At 70.5% G+C, this 20,177-nt stretch carries 22 protein-coding genes; 7 read left to right on the top strand and 15 right to left on the bottom strand.

From position 1 onward, the window contains the following. Positions 1-6 precede the first annotated feature (6 nt). Positions 7-462, bottom strand: a complete 456-nt coding sequence (locus AC1DXJ_RS07180; protein WP_477636683.1) for a hypothetical protein — start codon at positions 460-462, stop codon at positions 7-9. Continuing rightward, positions 462-1,718: a hypothetical protein gene (locus tag AC1DXJ_RS07175; protein ID WP_477636682.1), complete on the bottom strand. Its 1,257-nt coding sequence runs from the start codon at positions 1,716-1,718 to the stop codon at positions 462-464. The genes AC1DXJ_RS07180 and AC1DXJ_RS07175 overlap by 1 nt, the downstream gene beginning before the upstream one ends. 282 nt (positions 1,719-2,000) lie before the next feature. Here AC1DXJ_RS07175 and AC1DXJ_RS07170 point away from each other — a divergent pair, with 282 nt between their 5' ends. Genes AC1DXJ_RS07170 through AC1DXJ_RS07160 form a run of 3 tightly spaced genes read left to right on the top strand, consistent with a single transcriptional unit; the run spans position 2,001 to position 3,913 of the window. Continuing rightward, positions 2,001-2,504 (top strand): hypothetical protein, encoded by a 504-nt coding sequence (locus AC1DXJ_RS07170; RefSeq protein ID WP_477636681.1) that lies wholly within the window; start codon positions 2,001-2,003, stop codon positions 2,502-2,504. Positions 2,505-2,564: 60 nt separating this feature from the next. Further along, positions 2,565-3,128 carry an RNA polymerase sigma factor gene (locus AC1DXJ_RS07165; protein ID WP_477633121.1) on the top strand — a complete coding sequence of 188 codons (564 nt, stop codon included), beginning with the start codon at positions 2,565-2,567 and terminating at the stop codon, positions 3,126-3,128. Positions 3,129-3,139: 11 nt separating this feature from the next. Further along, entirely contained in the window at positions 3,140-3,913 is a 774-nt protein-coding gene (locus AC1DXJ_RS07160; protein WP_477636680.1) for a hypothetical protein, read from the top strand. 54 nt (positions 3,914-3,967) lie between these two features. Here AC1DXJ_RS07160 and AC1DXJ_RS07155 read toward each other — a convergent pair whose 3' ends face one another. The 5 genes from AC1DXJ_RS07155 to AC1DXJ_RS07135 all read right to left on the bottom strand — a co-directional run bounded on the left by AC1DXJ_RS07155 (position 3,968) and on the right by AC1DXJ_RS07135 (position 9,054). Beyond that, on the bottom strand, positions 3,968-4,393 hold the full coding sequence (locus AC1DXJ_RS07155) for an NUDIX hydrolase (RefSeq protein ID WP_477636679.1): 426 nt from the start codon (positions 4,391-4,393) through the stop codon (positions 3,968-3,970). 187 nt (positions 4,394-4,580) lie between these two features. Further along, positions 4,581-6,299 carry an AMP-binding protein gene (locus AC1DXJ_RS07150; RefSeq protein WP_477636678.1) on the bottom strand — a complete coding sequence of 573 codons (1,719 nt, stop codon included), beginning with the start codon at positions 6,297-6,299 and terminating at the stop codon, positions 4,581-4,583. A gap of 13 nt (positions 6,300-6,312) precedes the next feature. Next, the gene (locus AC1DXJ_RS07145) at positions 6,313-7,512 is read right to left on the bottom strand and encodes a pyrophosphate--fructose-6-phosphate 1-phosphotransferase (protein ID WP_477636677.1); all 1,200 of its coding nucleotides are present in this window, start codon (positions 7,510-7,512) and stop codon (positions 6,313-6,315) included. Positions 7,513-7,585: 73 nt separating this feature from the next. After that, entirely contained in the window at positions 7,586-8,386 is an 801-nt protein-coding gene (locus tag AC1DXJ_RS07140; protein ID WP_477636676.1) for a L,D-transpeptidase family protein, read from the bottom strand. A gap of 38 nt (positions 8,387-8,424) precedes the next feature. Then, complete coding sequence (locus AC1DXJ_RS07135; protein WP_477614534.1) at positions 8,425-9,054, bottom strand: M15 family metallopeptidase; 630 nt, start codon at positions 9,052-9,054, stop codon at positions 8,425-8,427. 1 nt (position 9,055) lies between these two features. On the opposite strand from AC1DXJ_RS07135, the gene AC1DXJ_RS07130 reads away from it, so the two are divergent. Next, entirely contained in the window at positions 9,056-9,277 is a 222-nt protein-coding gene (locus AC1DXJ_RS07130) for a hypothetical protein (protein WP_477636675.1), read from the top strand. Between the two features lie 137 nt (positions 9,278-9,414). On the opposite strand, the gene AC1DXJ_RS07125 is transcribed toward AC1DXJ_RS07130, so the two are convergent. Continuing rightward, positions 9,415-10,269 carry a LytR C-terminal domain-containing protein gene (locus AC1DXJ_RS07125; protein WP_477636674.1) on the bottom strand — a complete coding sequence of 285 codons (855 nt, stop codon included), beginning with the start codon at positions 10,267-10,269 and terminating at the stop codon, positions 9,415-9,417. Between the two features lie 146 nt (positions 10,270-10,415). On the opposite strand from AC1DXJ_RS07125, the gene AC1DXJ_RS07120 reads away from it, so the two are divergent. Further along, positions 10,416-10,919 carry a hypothetical protein gene (locus AC1DXJ_RS07120; RefSeq protein WP_477624753.1) on the top strand — a complete coding sequence of 168 codons (504 nt, stop codon included), beginning with the start codon at positions 10,416-10,418 and terminating at the stop codon, positions 10,917-10,919. 21 nt (positions 10,920-10,940) lie between these two features. On the opposite strand, the gene AC1DXJ_RS07115 is transcribed toward AC1DXJ_RS07120, so the two are convergent. Both AC1DXJ_RS07115 and AC1DXJ_RS07110 read right to left on the bottom strand, forming a co-directional pair. Then, the gene (locus tag AC1DXJ_RS07115; RefSeq protein WP_477614530.1) at positions 10,941-12,032 is read right to left on the bottom strand and encodes an aspartate-semialdehyde dehydrogenase; all 1,092 of its coding nucleotides are present in this window, start codon (positions 12,030-12,032) and stop codon (positions 10,941-10,943) included. Then, positions 12,029-13,300: an aspartate kinase gene (locus AC1DXJ_RS07110; protein WP_477636673.1), complete on the bottom strand. Its 1,272-nt coding sequence runs from the start codon at positions 13,298-13,300 to the stop codon at positions 12,029-12,031. The genes AC1DXJ_RS07115 and AC1DXJ_RS07110 overlap by 4 nt, the downstream gene beginning before the upstream one ends. Before the next feature lie 154 nt (positions 13,301-13,454). On the opposite strand from AC1DXJ_RS07110, the gene AC1DXJ_RS07105 reads away from it, so the two are divergent. Further along, complete coding sequence (locus AC1DXJ_RS07105; RefSeq protein ID WP_477636672.1) at positions 13,455-14,369, top strand: ABC transporter ATP-binding protein; 915 nt, start codon at positions 13,455-13,457, stop codon at positions 14,367-14,369. Beyond that, positions 14,366-15,517 (top strand): ABC transporter permease, encoded by a 1,152-nt coding sequence (locus AC1DXJ_RS07100; protein WP_477636671.1) that lies wholly within the window; start codon positions 14,366-14,368, stop codon positions 15,515-15,517. Before AC1DXJ_RS07105 ends, AC1DXJ_RS07100 begins: the two co-directional genes overlap by 4 nt. 56 nt (positions 15,518-15,573) lie before the next feature. Here AC1DXJ_RS07100 and AC1DXJ_RS07095 read toward each other — a convergent pair whose 3' ends face one another. The 5 genes from AC1DXJ_RS07095 to AC1DXJ_RS07075 all read right to left on the bottom strand — a co-directional run bounded on the left by AC1DXJ_RS07095 (position 15,574) and on the right by AC1DXJ_RS07075 (position 20,101). Next, positions 15,574-15,960: a VOC family protein gene (locus tag AC1DXJ_RS07095; RefSeq protein ID WP_477614526.1), complete on the bottom strand. Its 387-nt coding sequence runs from the start codon at positions 15,958-15,960 to the stop codon at positions 15,574-15,576. Between the two features lie 114 nt (positions 15,961-16,074). Beyond that, positions 16,075-16,626, bottom strand: coding sequence for a DUF5063 domain-containing protein (locus tag AC1DXJ_RS07090; RefSeq protein ID WP_477614525.1), 552 nt, complete (start codon positions 16,624-16,626; stop codon positions 16,075-16,077). Next, positions 16,619-17,218, bottom strand: coding sequence for a recombination mediator RecR (gene recR / locus AC1DXJ_RS07085; protein ID WP_477614524.1), 600 nt, complete (start codon positions 17,216-17,218; stop codon positions 16,619-16,621). The genes AC1DXJ_RS07090 and recR overlap by 8 nt, the downstream gene beginning before the upstream one ends. 10 nt (positions 17,219-17,228) lie before the next feature. After that, on the bottom strand, positions 17,229-17,792 hold the full coding sequence (locus AC1DXJ_RS07080) for a hypothetical protein (protein WP_477636670.1): 564 nt from the start codon (positions 17,790-17,792) through the stop codon (positions 17,229-17,231). An 8-nt stretch (positions 17,793-17,800) separates the two neighbouring features. Continuing rightward, entirely contained in the window at positions 17,801-20,101 is a 2,301-nt protein-coding gene (locus AC1DXJ_RS07075; RefSeq protein ID WP_477636669.1) for a DNA polymerase III subunit gamma and tau, read from the bottom strand. Positions 20,102-20,177: the final 76 nt, after the last annotated feature.

Raw genomic sequence — 20,177 nt, 5'->3', positions numbered from 1 at the left:
GAGGGCTCACAGGTCGATCACGACGGGACCATGGTGCTCAGGCCGGATGTGCGTCGTGGTGCTGCCGCGCACCGTGATCGCGAAGAGCTCCAGTCCGAGCACCGTCCAGCCCCAAGTCTGTTCGTACGGCATGCAGACCTCGGTCGCCGGCGGGGGACCCAGCTCGAGCCGGACGCAGGTGTCCACCGCCACGGGCTTGAGGTCGACCGAGGACGTGGAGTCCACGTTCGAGGTGGTGTTGACGGTCGACGTCGTCGTGACGGGTTCGAGCGTGACGGGTTGGAGGGTGATCGTCGAGTCGGTGTGGACGGTGTTCTCGCCGTTGTTCGTGTTGGTGGTGCCCCCGGCGAGGGTGAGGTTCATCTTGTCCAGCCCGGTCAGGGTCGAGGTCACGTCAGCGGTGACGTCGGAGCTGAACGTGTTCCCGCCGAAGACGGTGGTGTCGATCGAGTAGTCGGCCATCAGAGTGCTCCTGCGAGACTGTGTGCATCGGACGAGGGTGCGTCGGGACTGACGAGGTAGGAGTGGTGGAAGCCGAGCCGAGGGTCGCCCCAGGCCCCCAACCGCGAGTCGAACTCCTGGAGCTCCGGCATGACGATCCGGTCGCGGACCCCCAGGGACGGGTAGTCGTAGACCGTGATGTGGTTCTGTCCGCGGTTGGCGGTGAACAGCAGGGTCTGGTCCGCCGACAGCTGGCAGGCGTAGATCCCGTCGACCAGGGCGCCACGGCTGACCCGCAACGACTCGGCATACAGCTGGGAGTTGCTGAAGAAGTTGCCCCGCATGACCGACTCGGCCAAGGTCGTGGCCGACTGGCGGGTGAGCGCGAGGCTCTCCAACGCCCCCGGGTGCTCGTCGATGAGCCGGTGCTGGCTCAGCGTGAGCAGGTCGACGAAGACCACGGTGTGGCTGCCGCCGGTGCAGAAGATGAGCTCGGAGTCGGAGATCGTCACGTCGGAGTTGATGTGGGCCGGCAGGTCGCGGTCGGCCGCCCAGTGGCGCACGATGCGGCCATCCTCGGCGTCGATCTCGAAGGCGTACTGCCGGAGCCACGCCATCCCCCAGTGCTCGTAGTCCGATCGGTCGGCAGCATTGACCCGGAAGGAGATTGCGTAGAAGACGTCGAGGACCGGGTGGCAGACCACGTGCCAGCAGGTCGTGGGCAGCACGATCCGGCGCACCTCGCCGGTGACCGTGTCGAGGATGCCGACCTCCTTGGCCTCGCCCCTTGTCGGGTGGTCCATTCCGCCGTAGACGATGTACCGACCCGAGGCGGTTCGTTTCATGGCGTGGGGGATCTTCAGTCCGTGCGGCGCGATCTGCTCGGCCTTGGTCAGCCGGTTCACGTCGAGTTTCCAGAGGTGCTCGCCGATCGAGGTGACGAACTGGGTGTCGTCCAGCCAGACGACGTGGGTGCTGCCCTTGATGGTGGTGTCGGGGACCTCGAAGCGCAGGGTCGAGACCCGGTCGGCCTCCTCCAGCGTCGCGAGGTCGTAGAAGAGCAGGTGCTGGCCGGTGTTGCCCAGGAAGCCGATCCGCCTGCTCGGGTCCACGCTGGGCGCGTGACCACCCGAGGCGCCTGCGAAGTAGGTGACTTTGTAGGCATGGTCCCCGGTCACCGGGTCGTAGTGGAACAGGCACACGCCAGCCCGGCCCTCGAGACCGTTCAGTCCGTTGCCGTCGAGGGCGACGTGAAACGCGTATGGGTAGGTCCGCACAGGCAGCCCCGGCCTACTCGAGTACCCGACGGACCCCGGCGGACCGCCGCTTTCACCGTACTCGGGGTCCAACGGCCTCGAAAGGGCCCAAGGGCCACCCAGTGAGACCAACCGGGTCCACCCACACCAGGATGCCCGTAATGTCGGAATGACCGGTGCGGTGCCCGGAACCGGGACACGGCCGAAGGTAAAGACTTCGTCAACTACGTCATGGGGCGTAACCCCTGTGGCCGCCAGGGCGATGACCACCGTGGAACCCCGTCCCTGCGAGTTAGGACAGTCATGCCCCGCTCTCTCCCCGTTCGTCGCAAGGTCCTCGGCGCCGGCGCCGCCGCAGCGGTCCTCGGAGCCATCGGATTCGGTGCCGCGCAGGCCGCAACCGCGCCGGTCTCCCACCCCCGACCCGCCGTCTCCGCGACCACGAGCGCGGACGAGAGCGAGAGCCCCGAGCCCACCGAGTCCGACACCACCGAGTCCGACAGCGAGTCCGAGCCCACCGAGTCCGAGACGTCGGAGACCTCGGAGGCATCGGAGACCTCCGAAGCCACACACGCCGAGCCCTCGACCCACTCGCACACCACCACGACCCACACCGAGTCCGGCGACGACCAGGGTGAGGATGCCGACGACCAGGGCGAGGACGGTGACGACCAGGGTGAGGACGACGACCAGGACGAGCACGAGTCGTCCAGCTCGACCAGCACCCACGGCGACGACCACGGGGACGACCAGGGCGATGGCGGTGACGACGACCACGACGGCGGCGACAACGGCTCCGACGACTGACCGGCGGTCCGCGGACGCATTCGCGACCCTCGGGTGCCCAGCGCTGTCACCCTGACATCCGTGAACGCGGTCACCGACGAGCTGGTCGCTGCGGCCGTTGCCGGTGAGCCCGGGGCGCTGCGGTCGATCTACGACGCGCTGGCGCCTCGGGTCGCCGGGTACCTCCGCGGCCACGGGTCCACCGACCCGGAGGCGCTCACGCAGGACGTGTTCCTCACGTTGTTCCACCGCCTTCCTGAGCTCACCGGTGGTGCCGCGGGCCTGAGGACCTTCGCCTTCTCGCTGGCGCATGCGCGGGTGGTCGACGAGCTGCGGGCCCGCCACCGTCAGCCGGTCAGCGTGCCGTACGTGCCCGAGGACGACCACCGCGCCACTGAGTCGGCCGAGGCCGTCGCCGTTCGCACCCTCGGGTCGCAGCGGGCCCTGGCGCTGGTCGAGTCGCTCAACGACGGGCAGCGCGAAGTGGTCCTCCTGCGGGTCGTGGCGGGCCTCAGCCTCGAGGAGACAGCCGCCACGACCGGCCGCAGCATCGGGGCGGTCAAACAGCTCCAGCGTCGCGGCCTCCTGGCCCTGCGCACCACTGCTCGAGCACAGGGCGTAACCCCAGGACCGGACCGACGATGACACCTAGCGACATGAACTCCACTCCCGAGCGCGCCCCGCAGACCGATCTCGACGCGGGCACCGTCGAGGCGGTCCTGACGGGTGCCCAGCCCACCGGCGACCCCGCGCTCGATACCGCTCTCGACGTGCTGCGCGCCCTGGTCACGGCGGCACCCGAGCCGAACGCCGAGCTCACCCGACTGCTGGGGCCAGTGGTCGCTCCGGCATCGGCTCCCGCGTCGGGGGACGAGCTGGGGCGGCGCAGGCAGGGCGGCGTCCGCCACGTCGCGACCGGCACGACGGTCGTCGCGGGGATCCTGCTCGCCACCGCGACGGCGGCGGCCGCCATCGGCGGCCTGGGAACCAGCGACCGCTCGACGTCCTCGGGGCCCCCGACGCCCCCGCCGACGGTGGTGTCACCCGGGACGCCACGGGCCCCGCACATCGCCGACACCACGTCGACCCAGTTGCCCGTCCTCCCGGTCGGCTCGCCGGATGCGACCAACGGGGAGTCCGACCCGGCCACACCCAGTCATCACGAGATGGCCGGCCCCGCCGTGGCGACCACCAACGCTCGCGACGGCGACGACGCGGACGAGGCCGACGAACCCGCTGAAGCCGCTGACACCGAGGACGGTGGCCACGAGGGTGAGGACGAGCCGTCGACCGCGCACAGCACAGAGCCCGCGGACGACAACGAGGACTCGTCGGGCACGGGCGACGACGACACGGACGACTCCGGTCGGAGCTCCGCTGACGACTCCGGCTCGGGCGGCGGCTCCGGCGACCAGGCCATCACGCGCTAGCCACCGCCACGCTGTTGCCTGCCGCCTGGACGGGGGCGGGTCAGCCGAGTCGGGTCAGGTGTCGGGCCAGATCATCGACCACCGCGAGGCGAGAGCCTTGCGCGTCCGGGGCGACAGGTTGAGGCCGACGATCTCCGGCAGGCTCCACCACAGCGCGGACGACCCGGTCACCGTGGGCAGCAGGGAAGGCTCGGCCCCGCACTCGAAGACCAGGTGCACCACGTGCTGGTCTCCGTCGACGACGCTGTCGACGTCGATGACCTCGGCCCTGGTGGCTGTCAGCGCACCCGCCGCGGAGACCAGCCGCCGGACGCGGATGACCGGGTCCTCACCCACCTCGATGACTGCGCTGGGCAGGCCCCAGAACGGCTGCTCCGGCGGCTGGGCCCGGTCGAGGAGCACGCGACGGTCGGGGTCGATGCTGAGCACGTGGACGGCGATACAGGTCCTCACCGGCACGGCTTTGGCCAGTCGTAACATGCCAACTTCCCATCAGGCAAACGGTCGGTAACCCCCCAGTCCCCACTGTTTGTCGGACAGGACCGCTCCCGGTTCCGGTTCGACGGCGCCAGACTAGTCGAGCGGCCCGGTCAAAGCCACGGGCGTCTCGCGGGCCCCTCCCGCTCCGACCCGACACCCGCGTCCCTCGGCCCCGGAGCGCCGCTGGTCACGCCTTGAGGTCGGGGAACTGGTCGTCCCGGAACTCCTCCGACAGGGACCTCTCACCGTCGAAGGCCTGCTGCTCGCGGTCGCGCAGCTCGACCCGGCGGATCTTGCCGGAGATGGTCTTGGGCAGCTCGAAGAACTCGACGCGGCGCACCCGCAGGTAGGGCGCGAGGTGCGTGCGGGCGTGCGCCAGGATCGCCTTCGCGGTGTCGGCGTCGGGCTCCCAGCCGGGAGCCAGCGCGATGTAGGCCTTCGGCACCGCCAGCCGGGTCGCATCGGGCGCGGGCACGACCGCCGCCTCGGCCACCGCCGGGTGCTCGATCAGCACGCTCTCGAGCTCGAACGGCGACACCTTGTAGTCGCTCGCCTTGAAGACGTCGTCGGTGCGGCCGATGTAGGTGATGTAGCCCTCCGCGTCCCGCTGGGCCACGTCTCCCGTGTGGTAGTAGCCACCGGACATCGCCTGGGCCTGCCGCTCGTCGTCACCGAGGTAGCCGGTCATCAGGTTGACCGGGTGCCGGGACAGGTCGAGGACGATCTCCCCCTCGTCGGCGGGCTCGCCGGTCAGCGGGTCGACGAGAGCCACGGGCACACCGGGCATGGGTCGCCCCATCGACCCGGGCTTGAGTGGCTCACCGGCGATGTTGCCGATCTGGAGGGTCGTCTCGGTCTGGCCGTAGCCGTCGCGGATGGTCAGGTCCCACGCGCGCTGGACCTGGCTGATGACTTCTGGGTTCAGGGGTTCGCCCGCAGCCAGGAGCTCTCGCAGGTCACCGCTCCCACCGCTGAGGTCGGCCTGGATCAGCATGCGCCACACCGTCGGTGGCGCGCAGAACGTCGTGACCCCGGCCCGCCGGATCTGGTCCAGCAGCGCCCCTGCGTCGAACCGCGTGTAGTTGTGGACGAAGATCGTGGACTCCGCGATCCACGGCGCGAAGAAGCACGACCACGCGTGCTTGGCCCACCCGGGCGAGCTGATGGCCAGGTGGACGTCGCCGGGTCTGGCACCGATCCAGTACATCGTCGACAGGTGACCGACCGGGTATGAAACCTGAGTGTGCTCAACGAGTTTCGGCTTGCTGGTCGTGCCCGAGGTGAAGTAGAGCAGCAGCGGGTCCGTTGCCGCGGTGACGGTCTCGAAGGGGTGCGGCCGCACGGCATACGCGTCCGTGTAGGTGTGCCAGCCGTCCACGTCGCCGACGCTCACCCGCACGTAGTCGCCGGGCACCTCCTCGAACTTGGCGGCGTCCGCGCCGTTGGCCACGACCACCCGGGCGCCCCCGCGCTCGACGCGGTCGCGCAGGTCCGCCGGACCGAGGGCCGCCGTCGTCGGCATGATGACGGCGCCGAGCTTGAACACCGCGAGCATCGTCTCCCACAGCTCGACCTGGTTGCCGAGCATGAGCAGCACCCGATCGCCCTTGGCCACGCCGAGCCCCGACAGCCAGACCGCGACCTGGTCGGAGCGCGTGGCCATCTCGTCGAAGGTCAGCCGCTGCTCGGAGCCGTCCTCCTCCACGAGCCACAGCGCCGTCGCGTCGTTGCCGCGGGCGATGGCGTCGAACCAGTCGACCGCCCAGTTGAAGCGCGCCCCGACGTCGGGCCAGCTGAACTCGCGGACAGCCCGGTCGTGCTGCCCGGTGAGCGCGACGAGCGTGTCGCGAGCCTTTCGGTATGCCGTCGTGCTGGGACTGGGCTCGACCGCGGACGTGGGTGCCATGGCACCGACTGTGCTACGCCTGCCCGAGGTCAGCAAGCAGGGTGGTGAACCAGCCGACGGAGGAGTCGAACGCCTTGCCCCCCTTGATCCGGTCGAACTCGATGGCGCGCAGCGTGTCGCCGCGCTCCTCGTCGTGCCCCACCACACCGGACTCGCCACGCAGCGCCGCGTCCACGGCATACGTCGTGCAGTCCTTGATGAGGGCGAGGTCCGCGTCGTTGGCCGCGGCCGACCGCGCGAAGTAGCCGCTCTTCTGCACGAGCACCTTGTCGGCCCCGAGCTGGTCGGCGAACTGCTTGGCGAACCACGCCCCCGGGTTCACCTTGTCGAGCTGGACGTGGCCGAACGGGTCGCGCGGCACGTCCTGCCCGGCGGCCTCCATCGCCTCGACGATCTCGGTGACGCCAGCGCCCTCGGAGACGAAGAGGTTCACGCCGTCGTAGTCGTCCATGACGCTGCGGAGCCGCTTCGCCTCGCTCGCGATGTCCAGCGGACGTTCGGGCACGAAGACACCGTGGACGTCCCACCGCTCCGCGGAGTTCTCCAGCCAGCCGCTGAACTCGGCGCCCTGCACCCATCTGTGGTGTGCGAGAGCCGTTGCGGCAGTGAGCCATCCGCAGTTGCGGCCCATCACCTCGTGCACGATGAGCATGCGAGGGTTGGCGGAGTGCTCGGCGATCACGTTGCGCGCGAACGACGCGCCCTGCTCGGCGGCGGTCCAGGCTCCGAGGGACTGTCGGATCGGGATCACGTCGTTGTCGATCGTCTTCGGGAGCCCGACGACCGTGAGCTCGTAACCGTTGGAGTGCAGGAAGGCCGCGAGATCGGCCGCCGTGCCGTTGGTGTCGTCGCCACCGATCGTGTGCAGGACGTCGACGCCGTCGCGGGTGAGCTGCTCGGCCGCGACGTGCAGGGGGTCCTGTCCCTCCTGCACCAGGCCGCGCTTCACGCAGTCCTTGACGTTGGTGAGCTTGACGCGGCTGTTGCCGATCGGGCTGCCGCCGAAGCCGTGCAGCAGGTGCGCCTTGGCGCGCACCTCGTCAGTGACCTCCACGGAGTCACCGGTGAGCAGGCCGGCATACCCGTTGCGGTAGGCAATGAGGCGCACGTCGGGCGCGACCTCGGAGTAGCGCTCGATGAGCCCACCCACAGCGGACGAGAGGCAGGGGGCGAGGCCACCAGCGGTGAGCATGGCGACGGTTTTCACGGTCATGGGCCCACTCTGCCGTGTCGGAGAGGGCACGGCCACCGTGGTCTCAGCTGGTCGACTCAGCTGGTCGCCGGGCTCAGCTGATCGACATCACGGCGCCGGACCGTTCCCAGCGCATCACGGCCAACAGCGCCGAGGTCGGCAGTGAGACGCAGCCGGCCGTCCCCCTGCCGGTGTCGACGTGGAAGAAGATCGCCGAACCCCGCCCGGGCGTCCGCCCCTCGTTGTACCCGATCACCTGGGCGTAGTTGTAGGCAGGCGTGTTGAGCAGGTTCTCCGCCGAGTTCCACCGGCCGTTGACCGGCTTGCGCTGGTGGGTGTTGTAGAGGCTCGACTGGCTGTCGTCGACCCAGACGTCGGAGCCGTCGACGCGGAACCAGCCTTGGGGGAGACCGGGATTCGCGCGGGCACCGAAGCCTCCCCGCAGGGGGAAGGTGCCCGCCGGTGTCTTGAGGTCACCCTCGCGCTTGGACCAGCTGACGCCGTTGAGCCCGACGTGGCCGTAGTAGGGACCGAGGTCGAGGACGTAGCCGGTGGAGGTCCGGCGGCAGGCGCGTACGGTCGCGCTGGAGCCCGCCGACCTGACGGTCACGACCTGCGACGCGCGCACCCCCGAGGGAACGGAGCAGCTCGGCGCGGCCTGGGGTTTCGGACTGGGCTTCGGACTGGGCTTGGTGCTCGGCGGGGTGGATCTCGGCGTCGACCGGGTGGTGGTGGACGGCTTCGGCTTGGGTGCCGTCGTCGTCGTCGTGGTCGAGGTGGTCGCGGCCGGTGTCGTCGTCGAGACGGTGGCGCGCGACGTCCGGGCCGTGGCCTCCGGCTGGCCGGAGCAGGCGGCGAGCGCCGCGACCGCCGTCAGGCAGAGCGCAGCCGACACGGCACACCTGCCACGTGGGTGGCGAGGGAGAACTCGGGTCATCGGTCGAAGTGCTGGTAGTCGGGGTGTGACCACAGGCCGCCCCAGCGCAGGCCCTGGCTGGTGAACGCCCGGACTGCGGCACTCCCGCTGGACGAGAAGACGCCGGGCGCCGGGCCGCGCCGGCTCAGCCAGTAGCGATCGGGGTAGACCGTCCCGTTGTCGGCGACGTAGGGGTTCTCGAAGTCGTTGACGTCGATCGCCGTCCCGTAGGCGTGCTTGCTGTAGACCTTGCTCGCTTCCTGACCCCCGACGTAGCGGCAGTTGAACGCGGAGGTGTTGTCCGCCTCCATCGCCGCGTAGTCGTTGGCGCCCGGCCCCTTGGGGTTGCGGCCCCACGACGAGTCCATCGGCTTCATCTGGCGGATGCGGAACTGCAGTGCGTAGAGCCGGGCGAACGCAGCGGCCGTCTCGTCGGCGATCGACGCGTTCACGACGAGCGACCCCCTCGACCGCTTGCCGTCGAAGCCCCAGAAGTTGACCCGCACGTACCGCAGCTGCGAGCGCCCCACCGGGCACCCCGCGGTCCACGAGTAGCCCACCATCGCGTTCCAGACGCCGTCAGGGACGCGGGCGACCGAGGCGTTGGCGCCCGAGCCGACTGCGGGTTCGTTCCGGGGGAAACGCACCGTGGGCTCGGCACCCGCCCGCGGGACCGGTGCCAGGCTCGTGGCCGCCGGGGGCTTCGGAGCAGGCGTCGTATGCCGCGTGGCTGGCGCCGGGGGCTTGGTGGCCTTCGAGGGCGTGGCGGCAGGCTTCGTGGTTGTGGTCGTCGTGGTCGTCGCGCTCGTTGTGGCCGAGGTCGGCGCGGGCGACGTGGACGCAGCGGTGGTGTCGGCGGAGTCGGGCTGACCGCCACCGCACGCGGAGGCGAGGACGGCACACAGGAGGGAAACGGCATACACAGGGCGAAACGTCATGGGGCACCCACTGTGCCTGTTCGCCCGCTCCGATGCCAAGCCCGGGACGCGGACGCTCTCAGGTCGTGGTCACTTGCAGGGACGAGCCACCGTGGGCACCGCCTGCGTGGGTCGGGGAGGCAGCGGGGGCACGTCGGCGACCGGAGTCAGCTCCGTGAACGCGTTGCCGATGACGAGGTCCACCCCTGCTCCGAGGCGGTCGTCCTTGACCAGCTGGGCGCCCGGGACGTGTCCCTGCAGCAGGGTCGCGGCCAGGTCACCCTCCTCGCCGTAGCGGATGACGGCGGTGCCCATCTGCAGGGTCCGCAGCGGGTCGTTGGACACGTCCTTGACCTTGAACCCGCGGGCGGCGACGGCGTCGGCGACGGTCTTGGCCAGCCCGGTCTTGTAGGTCGTGTTGTAGACGTTGACCTTGACCTCGGACGGAATGGGCTTGAGCCGCGCCGGAATCGCAACCAGCTGCTGGTAGCCCAGGCCCACGACGACGTCGACCGAGGTGCCCGTCCGGGTGTCCGCGAACAGCTTCGCGCCGGGGATCTGGGAGGCCGCCAGGAGCGCCTGGTCGAGCCCCTTCGGGCCGTGGTGAACGACGGCGGTCTGGGTGACGTACCAGGACTCGGGAGCGTTGCTGATGCCCCCGACGGTGAACTTGCGCTTGGCCAGGCCGACGGCCACCTCTGCAGCCACGCCCTGGCGGCCGGTGGCGTTCATGACGTTGACGGTGAAGGAACCTCGTGCCGGCGCGGGGACGACGACAGGGGTGCAGGCGGGCTTGGGCGCCGGCGGGCTCATCCAGCCCGCCGAGTAGGCCGCCGTGATGCTGGCCGTGCCCAGCAGGACGCCGGGGATGGTGACGAAGAGCATGACCTGGCGCATCCGGTGCTTGCGCCACAGCTGGGTGGGTGTGAGGTCCTCGTCCTTCATCTGGTGCCCCCTGGCTCGTCCCTGATCGAGTCACAATCGTCACACCAGTCACACCAGTCACATGTCAAGCGACACGCGGACGACACGATTCGTCATCCACCCGTGATCCCGCGGCCCGACGAGGACGTGCGCGAGGATGTGCGCCCATGACCCCCACCAGCACCCAGGCAGCCAGCGCCCCGCGACGCGGTCTCGTCGGCGCGATCGCGACCGTGCTGCTCGCCGTCGCACTGGTGACCGTGGCGGGTTGCGGCGGACCGGACGGGATCGAGGGCCAGGTCATCGCGGTCGACGACACCGGCCAGAAGGACCGGCCCCTCGGGGGCGGTTGGGTGGCCGTGCTCGAGGACGGCTCGCTGTTGGACTTCCTCGGGAAGGCCGGCATCGACGTCCCCAGCAGTGACGACCTGCCCTACGTAGGCGGACGCGTCCTGCACGACGACGTCACGGCTGCCGGCGGCGTCCTGGCGACCATCGACGAGGACGGGAAGTTCGCGCTAGAGGTGAGCGGGCGGCATACCGTGTGCCGGATGACGGAGGCGGCGCAGGTGGACGTGCTGCACGGCTGTGCCGTTGTCGACCTGCCGCAGGACGGCAGACTCCAGCTGTCGGTCGGGGAGGCCGGCCTGCGCGCGACCCTCGACGACTGAGGGCCAGCCGACGACTGACGGTCAGCCGACGACGGTCAGGTCCTTCGCGACCAGCTCGGCGACCTGCACCATGTTGAGCGCAGCGCCCTTGCGCAGGTTGTCGCCGCAGATGAAGAAGTCGAGGGTGTTGGGGAAGTCCAGCGCCTGGCGCAACCGCCCCGCGAACCGCGGGTCGGAGCCGACGATGTCCGACGGCGTGGGGAACTCGAGGCTGTCGGGGTCGTCGAGCACCACCACCGCGGGCGCCTCGACCAGGGCCTGGCGGGCTTCGGCCACGTCGATCTTGCGGGCGAACGTGGCGTGGACCGCGACGGAGTGCGTCGTGATGACGGGGACCCGCACACAGGTCGCCGAGACGCGCAGGTCGGGCAGCCCGAGCACCTTGCGGGTCTCGTTGCGGATCTTGAGCTCCTCGGAGGTCCAGCCGTCCTCGGCCGCCACCCCGATCCAGGGGATGACGTTGAGGGCCAGGGGCGCCGGGAACGGCGACTCGGCGCCGAGCTCGTGCTCGATCAGCCGCCGCACGTCACCCGGCTGGTGGCCGAGCTCGCGGTGGCCGGCGACGACCTCGAGCTCGTCGTAGAGCCGGCCCATGCCGACCCGTCCGGCACCGGAGGCCGCTTGGTAGGAGGCCACGACCAGCTCGGTGAGCTCCCAACCGGCGTGCAGGACGCCGAGGGCGTCGATCATGGTCAACGTCGTGGCACCGGGATTGGCGATGATGCCCTTGGGCCGGTTGCGGATCTGCAGGGGGTTGACCTCGGGGACGACCAGGGGGATGTCGGGGTCGCCGCGCAACGCCGAGCTGTTGTCGATGACGACCGCACCACGGGCTGCGGCGATGGGCGCCCACAGGGCAGCCACCGGGGCGGGGACGTCAACGAGGGCGATGTCGACGCCGTCGAAGAACTCGGGCGACAGCTCCTGGACGACCACCTCGCGGCCGCACACGACCAGCACGGTCCCGGCATCCTCGGCGCAGGCGGCGGCCCGGATCTCGCCCCAGATGTCGGCCCGCATCGCGAGCACCTGCTGGGTCACCGCCCCCACGGCTCCGGTGGCTCCGACCAGTGCGAGGGTCGGGCGCGGGGCCCTCGAGGCGAGTGAGGTCACCGGCCGGTGCCCCCGTAGACCACGGCTTCGCCCTCGGTGGAGTCGAGCCCGAAGGCCGAGTGGACCGCTCGCACGGCGTCGTCGAGGACCTCGGCCCGCGTCACCACCGAGATGCGGATCTCGGACGTCGAGATCATCTCGATGTTGACGCCGGTGTCGGCCAGCGCCTTGAAGAACGTCGCGGAGACTCCCGGGTGCGACCGCATCCCGGCGCCCACCAGCGACAGCTTGCCGATCTGGTCGTCGTACTGGATCGAGGCGAAGCCCACCGACTCCTGCACCTTCCTCAGCGCATGCACCCCGGTCTGGCCGTCCGTCTTGGGACAGGTGAACGAGATGTCCGTGAGGCCGGTCTCGGTCGCGGACACGTTCTGCACGATCATGTCGATGTTGATCTCGGCGTCGGCGCAGGTCTGGAAGATCGCCGCCGCCTTGCCGGGATGGTCCGGGACGCCCACGACGGTGATCTTGGCCTCGCTGCGGTCGTGGGCGACACCGGCGATGATGGGGGCTTCCACGGTGTCTCCTTCAACTGGTTTGTCCGTGACGATGGTGCCCTCCTTCGCTGAGAAGGAGCTGCGAACGTGGATGGGGATGTCGAAACGGCGGGCGTACTCGACGCTGCGCAGGTGCAGGACCTTCGACCCCGAGGCCGCCAGCTCGAGCATCTCCTCGTTGGAGATGCGGTGGATCTTCCTGGCAGCCGGGACGATTCGCGGGTCGGCCGTGAAGACACCGTCGACATCCGTGTAGATCTCGCACACCTCTGCGTTGAGGGCGGCCGCCAGCGCGACGGCCGTCGTGTCGGTCCCGCCGCGGCCGAGCGTCGTGATCTCCTTGGTGTCCTGGCTGACGCCCTGGAACCCGGCGACGATGACGATGTGGCCCTTGTCGAGGGCGTCGGTGACCCGACCCGGGGTCACGTCGATGATGCGGGCCCTGCCGTGCGACGAGTCGGTGATGACGCCCGCCTGGCTGCCCGTGAACGAGCGCACGGTGTAGCCCAGGTCGGCGATCGCCATGGCCACGAGCGCCATCGAGATGCGCTCCCCCGCAGTCAGCAGCATGTCCAGCTCGCGGGGCGGGGGCTGCGGGCTCACCTGGTTGGCGAGGTCGAGCAGCTCGTCGGTGCTGTCGCCCATGGCGGACACGGCGACGCACACGTCGTTCCCGGCCTTCTTGGCCTCGGCGATCCGGCGGGCGACACGCTTGATGCTGGCTGCATCGGCCAGCGATGAGCCGCCATATTTCTGGACGACGATCGGCACGGTTGGAACTCCTGTGGACCCGAGACGGCGGTGCGGCGGTGCGGAGTCGCCAGCATAACTGCCGTCCTCATCGTGGGACGTGGGTGCCGCATTCCGGACGCGGGTGAGTAGGAAAGCCCATGGCAGGCGGGTCCTGCACCGCTAGCCTTCGCGCATGAGCATCGAGGTACAGGGGGTGCGGCGGGCGTTCGGGGACGTGCTCGCCGTCGACAGCATCAGCCTCACGGCCCAGCCGGGCGAGGTCACGGCGTTGATCGGTCCCAACGGTTCGGGCAAGACGACGCTGCTGCTGATGATGGCGACGTTGCTCGTGCCGGACCAGGGGCAGATCCGCATCGACGGGCTCGACCCCGTCAGCCAGCCGACCGAGGTCCGGGCCAAGATCGGGTGGATGCCCGACGGCTTCGGCACCTGGGACGCGCTCACGGTGCGCGAGGTGCTGCACACCATCGCCGCGGCATACCGGATGCCGGCGGAGCGGGCACGGGCCCGCACCGACGAGCTGTTGCACACGGTGCACCTCGACGACCTCGCGGACCGTCGCGCGCGGGTGCTCTCGCGAGGGCAGAAGCAGCGGCTCGGCCTGGCCCGCGCCCTCATCAACGACCCCAGCGTGCTCCTACTCGACGAGCCGGCTTCCGGACTCGACCCGCGCAGTCGCATCGAGCTGCGTGATGTGTTGAGATCCCTTGCGGCACAAGGCAAGACCGTGCTCGTTTCCAGTCACATCCTCACCGAGCTCCAGGAGGTCGCCGACCGCGCCGTCATCGTGGCGCGCGGGCGGAGCCTCGAGACCCAGAGCCTCGACGCGGACTTCGTCGCGACGGCGATGGCCTCCTGGCGCATCGACTCGCTCGACCCAGAGGACCTCACCAGCTGGCTCGAGGAACACCACGTCCCCGCGATCCGGGTCGGAGGCGGCCTCACCGAGGTCGAGGTGGCCGGCGAGGAGAACGCCGCGCGGCTGCTCGCCGACCTGGTCCGCGACGGCATCCGGGTCATCGCCTTCGCCCCCAGTCAGGGCGCCCTCGAGTCCGCCTACCTCGCAGCGACGGAGGACCGGCGATGAGCTGGCACGGCATCAGGACGATCGCAGCCCTCGAGCTGCGTCAACGTGTCCGCACCTCGCGCTGGCCGATCGTGCTGGCAGTCTGGGTCATCCTCATCGCGGGGGTCACCTTCCTCGCCTACTGGGCGACGAACGACCCCGACCTCAGATCGGGATCGGCGATGTACGACATCGTCGTCTTCTTCGTGCTGGGCCTGTCCATGCTCATCGTCCCCTCGCTCACCGCGACCTCGGTCAACGGCGACCGCGAGCACGGGGTCCTGGCGACCCTGCAGACGACGCTGCTCTCACCCTGGGACATCGCGCTCGGCAAGCTGCTCTCGGCGTGGGCGATCTCGCTGGCCTTCCTCACCAGCGCGCTGCCGTTCCTGGCCTGGGCGTGGTTCGAGGGAGGCATCTCGGCGGGGGGCATCGTGATGTCCCTGGTGGTGCTCGTCCTCGTGCTGGCGGTGGTCTGCACGATCGGCCTGATGTTCTCCACGCTGACGGCGCGACCTGTCGCCTCGGCCGTGCTGACGTACCTGACGATGGGAGCCCTGGTCTTCGGCACCACCATCGGGTTCGGGCTCAGCGCCTTCCTCGTGACCCAGGAGGAGACCCAGCAGGTCTACGGCATCCCCGAGTCGTGGTACCAGACCCACCAGGCCCCCGCCTTCGACCCCAACGACCCCAACCTCACCCCCGAACAGCTCGAGCAGATCCAGAAGAGCCAGGTCGAGCCGACGCGCGCGGACTGCACCACGTTCACGCGTCGCGCGACCGTGGCGCACACGGAGCGCATCTGGTGGATGCTGCCGCTCAACCCGTTCGTCGTGGTCGCCGACGCCGCACCCTCCCAGCCCCGCAAGACCAACGGGATGTACTCCAGCGGCTTCACTCCCATGCGCTGGATCAGCGCCGGCTCACGGATGGCGCGCAACGGGCCGGACGCCGTCGCGCAGGAGTGCGCCAACTTCGTGGGCCAAGGTCAGGGGGACTTCACGGACGAGAGCTATGTGGACCCGCTGGACGAGGCCCTCGAAACCGCTCCGGTCTGGCCGTTCGGTCTCGGGTTCCTGCTGATCGCCGGCGTCGGCGCCGGGGTGGTGGCGGGTAAGCGACTGCGGACGCCGATCCGCCGACTGCCCAACGGGACCCGCATCGCCTGACCGCTCGCGCCGCCGGAGATGCGTCAGACTTCCGGCGAGACGGGTATGCCGTACCTCTAGTACGTCGAGCCCCTGCGCCAGGCCATCTCCTGCAGCTCGAAGCTGTTGCCGTCAGGATCGGAGAAGTTCGCTCCCTTGACACCGCCGCCGAAGTCGTGGATCTCGCTGACCTCCACCCCTCTGCGGACGAGCTCGGCACGGGCCTCGGTGATGTCCTCCACGACCAGGTGCAGGCCCCTGGCACTCCCCGGCTCACCCGCGTACACCTCCAGCCCCGTCCCGAAACCGATCGAACAACCCGAGCCCTCTGGCGTCAGCTGGACGATGCGGACACCCTCGGCGGGCCGCACGTCAACGTCCTTGGTGAAGCCGAGCTTGTCGCCGTAGAAGGCGATGGCCCGGTCAACGTCCGCCACCGGGAGCGGAATCAGTTCCAGCTTCATCTGCATCGCAGTCGAACCCCCTCGGTCTGCTCTCGTTTCACGTGCTCTTGCAGCACGTCTCAGTGATCTTGCAGCACGTCCGCACGTCCGCGCGCCCGCACCGCCGCGCGGGTGTCAGGGGTGCAGGGCGTCGAACTCGGCCTCGGAGACCCGCTCCTCGTCGGCGTCGAGCCGGATGTGGCCGAGCAGGGACTGCAGGACCCGCAGGGCGGAGGCCGCCCGCTCGCCCCAGTCGGAGAGATAGCTGAACTGCCACCACCAGAGCGCCTCGGACATCCGCCCGGCGTCGTAGTGCCGCAGCCCGTGGGCGAGTGCGGAGGCGACGACCGTCACGTCGTTGGACAGGGATCCCGTGGCGAGCTCGGTGGAGGTGACGGGGTCGACGAGGTCGGCGTACTCGTCGAGTCCCTCGAACAGGTTCGCGACGCCCGTGCGCAGCGGGTCGAGCTCGGCCTCGACCGTGTCGGCCTCGAACCGCTCCGCCGGGAGGATGTCCTCGATGGCGCCGAGCCGGGCACCCATGACGAGCGCCTGGGACAACGCGAGGAGCGTCATCGGGATCGCCGCGTCCGGCGCCGTCCCCGAGGCCACCTCGGTGACCGTCGAGAGATAGGCGCGGGCGTCGGCGGCCGACTCGTCGGCCAGCACCCGCAGGTCGTCAGACATCGAGAAGCCTCCTGCCTTCGAACGCCCGGCCGAGGGTGACCTCGTCGGCATACTCCAGATCGCCACCCACGGGCAGACCCGACGCGAGCCGGGTCACCCGCAACCCCATGGGCCGCAGGAAACGGGCCAGGTAGCTGGCCGTCGCCTCGCCCTCGAGGTTGGGGTCGGTCGCGATGATGATCTCGGTGACCTCGGCCGACGCGAGCCGGGTCATCAGCTCCTTGATGCGCAGGTCGTCCGGCCCGACACCGTCGATCGGGCTGATCGCCCCACCCAGCACGTGGTAGCGCCCGCGGAACTCACGGGTGCGCTCGATGGCGACCACGTCCTTCGGCTCCTCCACGACGCAGATGGCGGTGCCGTCACGGCGCGGGTCGGCGCAGATCCGGCACTGCTCGGACTCCGCCACGTTGCCGCAGGTCTCGCAGAACCGCACCTTGGCCTTGACCTCGGTGAGCACCTCGACGAGGCGCTTCACGTCGACCGCGTCAGCCTGCAGCAGGTGGAAGGCGATCCGCTGGGCGCTCTTGGGACCGACTCCGGGCAGTCGCCCGAGCTCGTCGATCAGGTCCTGGACCACGCCTTCGTACACACCAGTGAGCCTATGCCCTCGCGGTGTCGCTGGTGGGCTGGACCCGCTCGCGAAGCCCGGCCGCCAGGCCCATGACGGTGAGCTGGTCGAACAACCCGCCCAGGTGCTCCGCCACGAACCGGTGCCTGACCGGCGCCAACCGCAACCGCAGCTGCACCCGGGTGCGTCGGCCACCGACCGGTGTCAGCCGCAGGCACCAGGTCAGGTGGGTGCGGCCGCGGGTCGAGCCGTAGAGCAGGTGCCGGGCCGGTGCGAGCTCTACGACGGTGAACGTCGCGTCCGCTCCACCCCAGTCCGGGATGACGTCGCCGACCGAGAGTGCCTGGTGGCGGTCATCGAGCCTCCGCAGCCCTCGACGGGCGGGCGGCACGAACCGCTCGACCGCCGCGGGGAGGTACCACCCGGCTCGCCGCTTCCCCAGCTGGACGATCCACGGCCACACGGCGTCGGGGGGAACCTGCAGGGTGAAGGCACGGTCCATCACGACGTCCGAGGGGGCCACGACGTCGTCGCCGGGCAGCCACGACGCCCGCTCGGCTGCGGTCGGACGCGTGAGGAGCTCGGCGACCTGCATCGCAGCGGTCAGGGCCCTTCGTCGATGACCTTGCCGCCGAGCAGTCGCTCGATGACCGGCCTGCCGACCTCGCCCAGCTCGGCGATGTCCTCGTCGTCGGCACTGGCGGCGCTGTCATCGGCGACATAGGTGTCAGGCGTGCGCGCTGGCTCCTCCGCCGCCACGGCAGCCTTCGCCGCGGCCAGCCTCGAACCGGTGCCCGGCTCGGCGGCGGGCGCGGACGCCGGCTCGGGGGGTGGGGTCGACGCAGCCCCCGCCACGTCGTCGCTGGCCCAGCTCGGGCCGTTCGACGGGCCGGACGAGGCGGTCGCCCAGCCGCCACCTGTCTCCGGGGGCGGGCTCGAGGCAGCGAGGCCCGCGTATGCCGCCGGGCCGCCAGAGCTTCCCGCCGCACCGCCGTCCGTCCCGCCCCGGGCGCGCGACGGCGCGGGGTTGTCGCCCTTGACTGCCGGGTCGTCGGACGGGAACCGGTTGGCGGGAGCGACGGTGGGGTGGGCCTCGCCGCTCGGTGCGGAGACGGCGGCATCGGGGGTGGGGATCCCCTCGACGCGTGCGTCCACGCCGAGCACGTCGATGAGCGCCTGACGGACCAGGTCGGCGTGCGGGCCGTGCCGGAAGGTGTTGGCGATGCCGACGGTCGAGATGCCCAGGACCACCTTGGAGCCGTCGTAGTCGTAGACGGTCGCATGCTCGGAGAGCAGGGTCCACGTCGTGCGCTTGTGCTTGAAGATCCAGCCGAGGATGTCCGGCCACGCCCGGCGGATGGCCGCGACGTCGATGCCGCCGGTGGGGGTGCTGGTGCGCGGCGCCTCTGCGGCAGCGGCCGGCTCGGTCGCCACTGGCTCGGTCGCTGGGGGCTCGGTCGCCACCGGCTCGGTCGCTGCGGGCTCGGTCGCCAGAGTGTCGCGAGCAGGCTCGGCAGCCACAGGCTCGGTGGCCACACGCTCGGGCGACCCTGACTGGGGCGACGCCTCCGTCGACACGTCGTGCGGCTCGATCGCCCGCGCCGGTGCGGGGGTCGGGACGGGCTCGGGCGGGGACTCGGACGCAGGCACGGCTACCGCCTGCGGGGTGGCCGGCGCCGCGGGGGCCGAGGGCGACGTGGGGGGGACGGGTGCTGCCGCTGCACGGGCCACTGACGGGACGCCCTCGACGTCGAGGCGACGTTCGAGGCGGTCCAGGCGCGCGGCATACCCGGACTCACCGGAGGCGGCGGGGAGCAGCACGCGCGCGCAGATGAGCTCGAGCTGGAGTCGCGGCGCGGTGGCGCCGGTCATCTCGGTGAGGCCCGCGTTGACGATGTCGGCGGCGCGCGACAGGGCCCCACCGCCGAAGGCGGCCGACTGCTGACGCATGCGTTCGAGCTGGTCCTCGGGCACGCCGCGCAACACCGAGGACGCGCCATCGGGAACCGCCGCCACGACGATGAGGTCGCGCAACCTCTCCAGCAGGTCCTCGACGAACCGACGCGGGTCGAGGCCGGTCTCGATGACGCGGTCGACCTGGTGAAAGACCCCTGCGGCGTCGGCCGCGGCGAAGGCGTCGATGATCGCGTCGAGGAGCTCGGCGTCGGTGAAGCCCAGCAGGGCGGCCGCACCCTCATAGGTCAGCCCCTCGTCGCTCGACCCGGCGATGAGCTGGTCGAGCACCGACAGCGAGTCACGCACCGAACCGCCGCCCGCGCGCGTGACGAAGGAGAGCACGCCGGGGGCCACCGCGACGCCCTCCTGTTCGCACAGGCTGCCCATGTAGTCGGAGAGCTGGCCGGGCGGGACCAGCCGGAACGGGTAGTGGTGGGTGCGGCTGCGGATCGTGCCGATGACCTTCTCGGGCTCGGTCGTCGCGAAGACGAACTTCACGTGCTCGGGCGGCTCCTCGACGATCTTGAGCAGCGCGTTGAAGCCCTGCGGCGTGACCATGTGGGCCTCGTCGATGATGTAGATCTTGTAGCGGCTCTGCGCCGGACCATAGGACGCGCGTTCGCGCAGGTCACGGGCGTCGTCGACACCACCGTGGCTGGCGGCGTCGATCTCGATGACGTCGACGCTGCCGGCGCCACTGCGGGCGAGCGCGACGCACGAGTCGCACGTGCCGCACGGGGTCGGCGTCGGCCCCTGCTCGCAGTTGAGGCAGCGGGCCAGGATGCGGGCGCTGGTCGTCTTGCCGCACCCGCGAGGCCCCGAGAACAGGTAGGCGTGGTTGACCCGGCCCGTGCGCAGCGCCTGCATCAGGGGCTCGGTGACGTGCTCCTGGCCGATGACGTCGGCGAAGGTCTCGGGCCGGTAGCGGCGGTACAACGCGGTGCTCACCTCGGGAACCCTAGTCGCCCCCGACGACATCCGCGGCGTCCGCGCGCGTCGGGCGTTCAGACCCGGGTGGCACACT

The organism is Pedococcus sp. P2_D9, assembly GCF_056404275.1.
The sequence above is the reverse complement of the archived record's forward strand: the minus strand, read 5'-3'. Positions and strand labels throughout refer to the sequence as shown.

Excerpts from the sequence above, each read along its gene's own strand:
- AC1DXJ_RS07095 (WP_477614526.1), bottom strand. The coding sequence starts at position 15,960 with ATGAAGCTGGAACTGATTCCGCTCCCGGTGGCGGACGTTGACCGGGCC.
- AC1DXJ_RS07100 (WP_477636671.1), top strand. The coding sequence starts at position 14,366 with ATGAGCTGGCACGGCATCAGGACGATCGCAGCCCTCGAGCTGCGTCAA.
- AC1DXJ_RS07150 (WP_477636678.1), bottom strand. The coding sequence starts at position 6,299 with ATGGCACCCACGTCCGCGGTCGAGCCCAGTCCCAGCACGACGGCATAC.
- AC1DXJ_RS07080 (WP_477636670.1), bottom strand. The coding sequence starts at position 17,792 with ATGCAGGTCGCCGAGCTCCTCACGCGTCCGACCGCAGCCGAGCGGGCG.
- AC1DXJ_RS07160 (WP_477636680.1), top strand. The coding sequence starts at position 3,140 with ATGAACTCCACTCCCGAGCGCGCCCCGCAGACCGATCTCGACGCGGGC.
- AC1DXJ_RS07145 (WP_477636677.1), bottom strand. The coding sequence starts at position 7,512 with ATGACCGTGAAAACCGTCGCCATGCTCACCGCTGGTGGCCTCGCCCCC.
- AC1DXJ_RS07170 (WP_477636681.1), top strand. The coding sequence starts at position 2,001 with ATGCCCCGCTCTCTCCCCGTTCGTCGCAAGGTCCTCGGCGCCGGCGCC.
- AC1DXJ_RS07155 (WP_477636679.1), bottom strand. The coding sequence starts at position 4,393 with ATGTTACGACTGGCCAAAGCCGTGCCGGTGAGGACCTGTATCGCCGTC.
- AC1DXJ_RS07180 (WP_477636683.1), bottom strand. The coding sequence starts at position 462 with ATGGCCGACTACTCGATCGACACCACCGTCTTCGGCGGGAACACGTTC.
- AC1DXJ_RS07105 (WP_477636672.1), top strand. The coding sequence starts at position 13,455 with ATGAGCATCGAGGTACAGGGGGTGCGGCGGGCGTTCGGGGACGTGCTC.
- AC1DXJ_RS07090 (WP_477614525.1), bottom strand. The coding sequence starts at position 16,626 with ATGTCTGACGACCTGCGGGTGCTGGCCGACGAGTCGGCCGCCGACGCC.
- AC1DXJ_RS07120 (WP_477624753.1), top strand. The coding sequence starts at position 10,416 with ATGACCCCCACCAGCACCCAGGCAGCCAGCGCCCCGCGACGCGGTCTC.
- AC1DXJ_RS07125 (WP_477636674.1), bottom strand. The coding sequence starts at position 10,269 with ATGAAGGACGAGGACCTCACACCCACCCAGCTGTGGCGCAAGCACCGG.